The sequence below is a fragment of the Nocardioides sp. genome (assembly GCF_016462705.1).
Lineage (GTDB): Bacteria > Actinomycetota > Actinomycetes > Propionibacteriales > Nocardioidaceae > Nocardioides.
The window spans coordinates 1-6,084 of sequence record NZ_JAEMSS010000222.1 but is presented as its reverse complement, the minus strand read 5'-3'; the positions used below and the strand labels follow the sequence as shown (position 1 = coordinate 6,084).

The 6,084-nt window shown below is 72.0% G+C and carries 4 protein-coding genes and 1 pseudogene; 1 reads left to right on the top strand and 4 read right to left on the bottom strand.

What is annotated here, in order from left to right; all coding sequences use genetic code 11:
• Nucleotides 1-183: 183 nt before the first annotated feature.
• From JHD21_RS19845 to JHD21_RS19830, 4 genes are read right to left on the bottom strand one after another with little or no spacing between them, the layout of a single operon-like run.
• A complete protein-coding gene (locus JHD21_RS19845; RefSeq protein WP_292678810.1) occupies nucleotides 184-678 on the bottom strand; it encodes a carbonic anhydrase in 495 nt (164 codons plus the stop codon).
• Nucleotides 679-716: 38 nt separating this feature from the next.
• On the bottom strand, nucleotides 717-2,456 hold the full coding sequence (locus JHD21_RS19840; protein WP_292678807.1) for an MFS transporter: 1,740 nt from the start codon (nucleotides 2,454-2,456) through the stop codon (nucleotides 717-719).
• A gap of 41 nt (nucleotides 2,457-2,497) precedes the next feature.
• Nucleotides 2,498-3,196, bottom strand: coding sequence for an LppX_LprAFG lipoprotein (locus JHD21_RS19835; protein WP_292678804.1), 699 nt, complete (start codon nucleotides 3,194-3,196; stop codon nucleotides 2,498-2,500).
• A 28-nt stretch (nucleotides 3,197-3,224) separates the two neighbouring features.
• On the bottom strand, nucleotides 3,225-5,699 hold the full coding sequence (locus tag JHD21_RS19830; RefSeq protein ID WP_292678802.1) for a DNA topoisomerase IV subunit A: 2,475 nt from the start codon (nucleotides 5,697-5,699) through the stop codon (nucleotides 3,225-3,227).
• Nucleotides 5,700-5,776: 77 nt separating this feature from the next.
• Here JHD21_RS19830 and JHD21_RS19825 point away from each other — a divergent pair.
• Nucleotides 5,777-6,084, top strand: a pseudogene (locus JHD21_RS19825) (GNAT family N-acetyltransferase); the annotation flags it as partial.

Genomic DNA, 6,084 nt, shown 5'->3' with positions numbered 1-6,084 from the left:
GGTGTCGACCGGCCGGCCGGTGCGGCCGGGGGAGCCGCGGCGGGGTCGCCGGTGCAGGCGGTCGTGAGCATGCCGAGCGCGGCCAACGCCGCCAGGGTGCTGCGGGGTGCGGGTGCAGGCATCGTCGTCAGCCTAGAGGCGTCTGTGTGGGCCGACCGCGCCGACGAGCAGGCGTGAAGCAGCTCAGAGCTTCTGGTCGAGCAGTCCGGTGTCGACGTCGTAGATGAACCCGCCGACGGCGACGCCCTCAGGGATGAGCGGGTGAGCGCGCACCTTGCGGACGTCGTCCTCGAGCGCCGAGAGCTGGTCGGTCACCACGCTGAAGAGCTGCCAGGACGGGTCCGTGCCCGCCGAGGCGCCGATCTTCTTGCGCAGCTCGTCCTCCGAGTTGGCCACCATGGCGCACCGGGTGTGCGGGACCACGAGGATCCGCTTCACGTTGAGCAGGTGGGTGCCCAGCACCAGCGCCTCGAGCGCTTGGGGGGTCACCCGCCCACCCGGGTTGCGGAAGATCTTGGCGTCGCCGAGACCGAGACCCAGCATCCGCAGCGGCTCGATGCGTGAGTCCATGCAGGTGATGACCGCGATGCCGGCGTGGGCGACACCGTCGAAGCCGCCCTGGTCGAACTCGGCGGCGTACTTCTCGTTCTCGGCCAGGAGGTCGTCGAAGTCGCTCACGGGCAGGACGGTAGTAGGTCGGTGTGCGGCGGTCGCGCTCAGCCCAGCGACCGGACCGCGTGGTGGGCGGCGACGGCCCGGGTCGCGGCGCCCCGGAACACGACGAGGGCGACGACGGCGGCGGCCAGGGCGCAGAAGGCGGCCCCGAGGAAGACGGTCTGCTCCTGGGCGACACCGGCGAGCTTCTGGAGGTCCCGGAAGTCCTGGCACATCTCCGCCTTGCCGCAGACCTCGGTCACCGTCGGCAACCCGTCCTGCTCGGCGTAGTAGCGGCGCAGGCCGATCGTGGTCAGGGCCGAGATTCCGACGAGCATGCCGACCATCCGGGCCACCACCACCATCGCCGACGCCAGCCCGTGCACCCCCGCGTCGGTGTGCGCGAGCACCGCGGCGTTCACCGGTGCCAGCGCGAGCCCGAACCCGAAGCCGCAGAGCACCAGCGCGATGTTGGACGTCGGGTCCTCGAGGCTGTCGATGCCCCACCGGGACATGAGGAAGAAGCCGGTGGCCGACATCGTCATGCCGACGGCGGTCACGGGTCCGGCTCCGCGGGTCCGGATGAGGTAGCCACCGACCACCGCACCGATCGGCAGTGCGACCAGGAACCGCACCAGCACCAGCGCGGCCATGAGCTGGGACGTGCGGTAGGTCGTCGTCCGCGCGTAGATCGGGATGTCGATGAGGGCGGCGATGAGCGCGGAGCCGACGAAGAAGCTCACCAGGATCGCGCCCCACGCGGGCCGCTGCCGCAGCGCGCCGGGCGGCACCAGCGGTGCCTGCGCGCTGCGCAGGTGCAGGACGAAGGCGACGGCCGCGACCGCGGCCGCGGCCAGGTACCAGAGGCCGCGGTCGGAGAAGACCTGCACCTGGGGATCGGCGGTGGCGAAGGCGAGGATCACGCCGCCGAGGGCGACGGCGAGGAGCAGCGCGCCCCTGAGGTCCGCCTCCCGGGAGGAGCGTGCCCAGCCGGCCAGGTCGAGCATCGGACGGCTGGCGGTCGCCGAGCGGACCAGGAAGAGCAGGAACGCGACGATGGTGACCAGGCCGACCGGCGTCAGCCAGCGCCCGTCACCGGCGAACGGGAGGAAGAGCTCTCCCCAGGTGATGTCGGTGACCAGCTCGTTGGGCTGCACGAAGACCAGCGCCCCGAAGCCCAGGGTGACCAGCAGCAGCAGCGGGCTGCCCCAGTCGAAGCGGCCCGGTGGTCCGGGGGACCGCTCGTCCCCGGGGGAGGCGCCCGCTGCGCCCGCTTCCCGGGTGTCCCGGGCGGCCCTCAGCGCGGCCGCCAGGACCAGCCCCACGGCCAGGTTGATGAGGAAGATCGTGCGCCAGTCGGCGACCGAGATCACGAGCGCGCCGAACAGCGGCCCGATGACCGAGCCGAGCTCCTGCACCGCCGACACGATCCCGAGCGGCACGCCGCGGCGCTCGACCGGGTAGAGGTCGGCGACCAGGGCGAGCGTCGCCGGGACCAGGCCGCCGCCGCCGACGCCCTGCAGGAACCGGCCGGTCACCATCGACGGCAGGTCGTAGGCCAGGGCGGTGACCAGCGACCCGGCCGCGAAGACGACGAGGGCCGCGACCAGGACCGGGAGCCGGCCGCGCAGGTCGGCGATCCGGCCGATCAGCGGCAGCATCGCGACGTACCCCAGCAGGAATCCCGACACGATCGGCGCGGCCCGCTGCAGCTGGTCGATGGGAATGCCGGTGGCACCCATCATCTCGGGCAGCGCGAGCACCACCACGTAGGTGTCGGCCGCCGCGAACGCGACAGCCACGGCGGCCAACCCCAGGAGCAACCGGGGAGAGCCAGTCCTGGTCACGGCGCGGTGATCTCCGCTTCCGTGCCGTAGTCGTCGAGCTCGAGCGTGTAGGTGAGGGCGTCGGCGTTCTCGTAGAACACCCCGGTGAGCTCGGCCCAGCGCAGCTCACCCTCGTCGCTGACCGTCAGCACCGCGTCGAAGTCGCCCTCGGCGGTGGGGATGAGGGCCTCGACCGCGGAGGACGGGATCGTGCCGGTGTACTCCGTGAAGATCTCCCGGTTGTCGTCCCCGCCGCGCACCGAGTCGCCCTCCTCGGCGTCGACGATGGCGGCGATCAGCCCCGAGAAGCCGTCGTCGGGCGCCATCAGCTGGGCCGGGTCGGGCGCGCCGTAGTCGCTCGGGTCGATGCTCGTCCAGTCGGGGAGCAGCAGCGAGTTCTTGGCGTAGGTGACCCCGTCGACGGCGATGACCTCGGCGGTCGCGGGGAGGCCGTTGACGCTCAGCTCGAACTCGCCCTCGAACGCCGCCGGGTGGGCCCCCACGCCCGTCGCAGACTTGATGCCGGTCACGCCGCTGGGGACCTCGTCGGTCTCGAGCGAGATCGTGACCGCGCTGGTCTCGTCGAGGGTGGTCTTGGCGAGCGCGAGGACCTCGTCGGGCGTCGGCGCGTCGTCGTCCCCGCCGCCGGCCTTCGCGTCGTCGCTGCAGCCTGCTCCGAGGAGGACCAGGGCCGCGACCAGGGCCAGCGCGGGCATGCGCCCGGGGTACGACGGAGCCATGCGGTCAGCCTTGCACAAGCCGCGCGAGACGCAGGCCGACGGGCCCCGCGGCCGCGGCGATGGGCTGCGACGCCGGCGTGCCGGAGCCGTCGCGCCGGCCGTTGGCCTCGGGCAGATCGACCGGTGCGCCGCTCGCCGCCGCCGCCCGCGCCGGCGCGTCACCGGCCCAGGCGAAGACCAGCGTGTCCTCGCCCTTGAGGAAGCGGTGGCAGCGCACGCCGCCCGTGGCCCGGCCCTTGGCGGGGTACTCCTCGAACGGCGTGACCTTGACCGCGCCCGGCTCGGTGCCGGGCAGCGCGGTGGTGGAGCCGGAGGCGGTGACGACGACGGAGGCCCCTGGGTCGACGGCGCCGAACCACGCGACCCGCTCCCCGGCGGCGACCCGGATGCCCTGCATGCCGCCCCCAGAACGGCCCTGCGGCCGCACGCCGTCGGCGCCGAAGTGCAGCAGCTGCGCGTCGGTGGTGATGAAGCAGAGCGTCTCGTGCCCGGTGGTCAGCTGCACGGCGCCGACGACCTCGTCGCCGTCCTTGAGGCCGATGACGTCCCACTCGTCCTTGCCGATGACCTCGGGGTTGACCCGCTTGATGATCCCGTCCTTGGTGCCGAGCGCGAGCCCGGGGCCGTCGGGGGTGAGGGTGCAGAGCGCCAGCGCCCGCTCACCCGGCTCGAGCGTCGCGATCTCGCTGACCGGGTAGCCGCCCTGGAGGTTGGGGTCGTTGGCCGACGCGGGCAGGCCCGGCAGGTCGAGGACGGAGAGCTTGACCAGCCGGCCCCGCGAGGTGAGCAGCCCGACCTCGCCGCGCGCCGTCGTCGCCACCGCCGACACGAGGACGTCGTGGTTGGTCCGGTCGCCGCCGGCTCCCACCGCCTCGGCCGAGGACGAGCGCGCGAGCAGCCCGCTGGAGGACAGGAAGGCGAAGCACGGGTCGTCGGCGACCTCGAGCGGCGCGGCCTGCGCCGCGACCGGCGTACCGGCGGTCTCGAGGAGGACCGTGCGCCGCGGGGTGCCGAAGGTCTTGGACACCTCGAGCAGCTCGTCGGAGACGACCTTCTTGAGCAGGTCCTCGTCGGCGAGGATCGCCTCGAGCTCCTCGATCTCGCGGCGCAGGGTCTCCTGCTCCTTCTCCAGCTCGATCCGGCTGAAGCGGGTGAGCCGGCCCAGCTGCATCTCGAGGATGTAGTCGGCCTGCGCCTGGCTGAGGTCGAACACGCTGATCAGGCGCTCGCGCGCCGCGGGACGGTCGTCGCTGGTGCGGATCACCTGGATGACCTCGTCGATGTCGAGCAGCGCGATGAGCAGGCCGTCGACGAGGTGCAGGCGCTCGGCCTTCTTGTCGCGGCGGAACTGCGAGCGGCGGCGTACGACGGTGTAGCGGTGCTCGAGGAAGACCTCGAGGAGCTCCTTGAGGCCGAGCGTGCGCGGCTGGCCGTCGACGAGGCAGACGTTGTTGATGCCGAAGGACTCCTCCATCGGCGTCTGGCGGTAGAGCTGCTCGAGGATCGCCTCCGGGTGGAAGCCGTTCTTGATCTCGATGACCAGGCGGGTGCCGTTGGCCATGTCGGTGAGGTCCTTGATGTCGGCGATGCCCTGCAGCTTCTTGGACTGCACGAGGACCTTGATCCGCTCGACGACCTTCTCGATGCCCACCGTGTAGGGCAGCTCGGTGACCACGATGCCCTTGCGCCGGCCGATGGTCTCGACCCGGGCGGTGGCCCGCATCCGGAACGACCCGCGGCCGGTCTCGTAGGCGTCCTTGATGCCGTCGAGCCCGACGATCTTGCCGCCGGTCGGCAGGTCCGGGCCGGGGATGAAGCGCATCAGGCTGTCGAGCCGGGCACCGGGGTGGGTGATGAGGTGCCGCAGCGCCTGGACGACCTCGACGAGGTTGTGCGGCGCCATGTTGGTGGCCATGCCCACGGCGATGCCGGTGGAGCCGTTGACGACCAGGTTGGGGATCGCGCTCGGCAGGACCGTCGGCTCGTGCTCGCGGCTGTCGTAGTTGGGCTTGAAGTCGACGGTGTCCTCGTCGATCGAGGCGGTCATGGCCACCGCGGCGGGCGCCATCCGGCACTCGGTGTAGCGCATGGCCGCGGGCGGGTCGTCGCCGCCGGGGGAGCCGAAGTTGCCGTGCCCGTCGACCATCGGCAGCCGCATCGACCACGGCTGCGCCAGGCGGACCAGGGCGTCGTAGATCGCCCCGTCGCCGTGCGGGTGCAGCCGGCCCATGACCTCGCCGACGACGCGGGCGCTCTTGATGTGGCCGCGGTCGGGCATCAGCCGCATGTCGTTCATCGTGTAGAGGATCCGGCGCTGGACGGGCTTGAGGCCGTCGCGGGCGTCGGGCAGCGCCCGGGAGTAGATGACGGAGTAGGCGTACTCCAGGAACGACGAGCGCATCTCGTCACCGACATCGGTGTCGATGATGTGCTCCTCGAAGTCGTCGGGGAGGGGTTGGTCGGTCCTACGCCTTGCCATGCCCGCATTCTTCCCTGCGGCGTCTGTTCACCCGACGGTGGCACGCCGCCCAGGTCGGACGGGATAGATTGCAGAGCGTGACCGCCGAGGCTTCCCCCCAGCCCGACGAGCCCCCCACCGCGCCGCGGCACTGGGAGGCCGACGTCCTGCTGCGCGACGGGCGCACGGCCCACATCCGGCCGATCGCTCCCAACGACGCCGAGCTGCTCGTCGAGTTCTCCGCGCGGGTGAGCGACCAGTCGAAGTACTACCGGTTCTTCAGCCCCATGCCCAAGCTCTCCGAGCGCGACGTGGCCCGCTTCACCCAGGTCGACCACCAGGACCGCGTCGCCTTCGTGCTGCTGCTCCAGGGCCACATGATCGCGGTGGGTCGCTTCGACGTGGT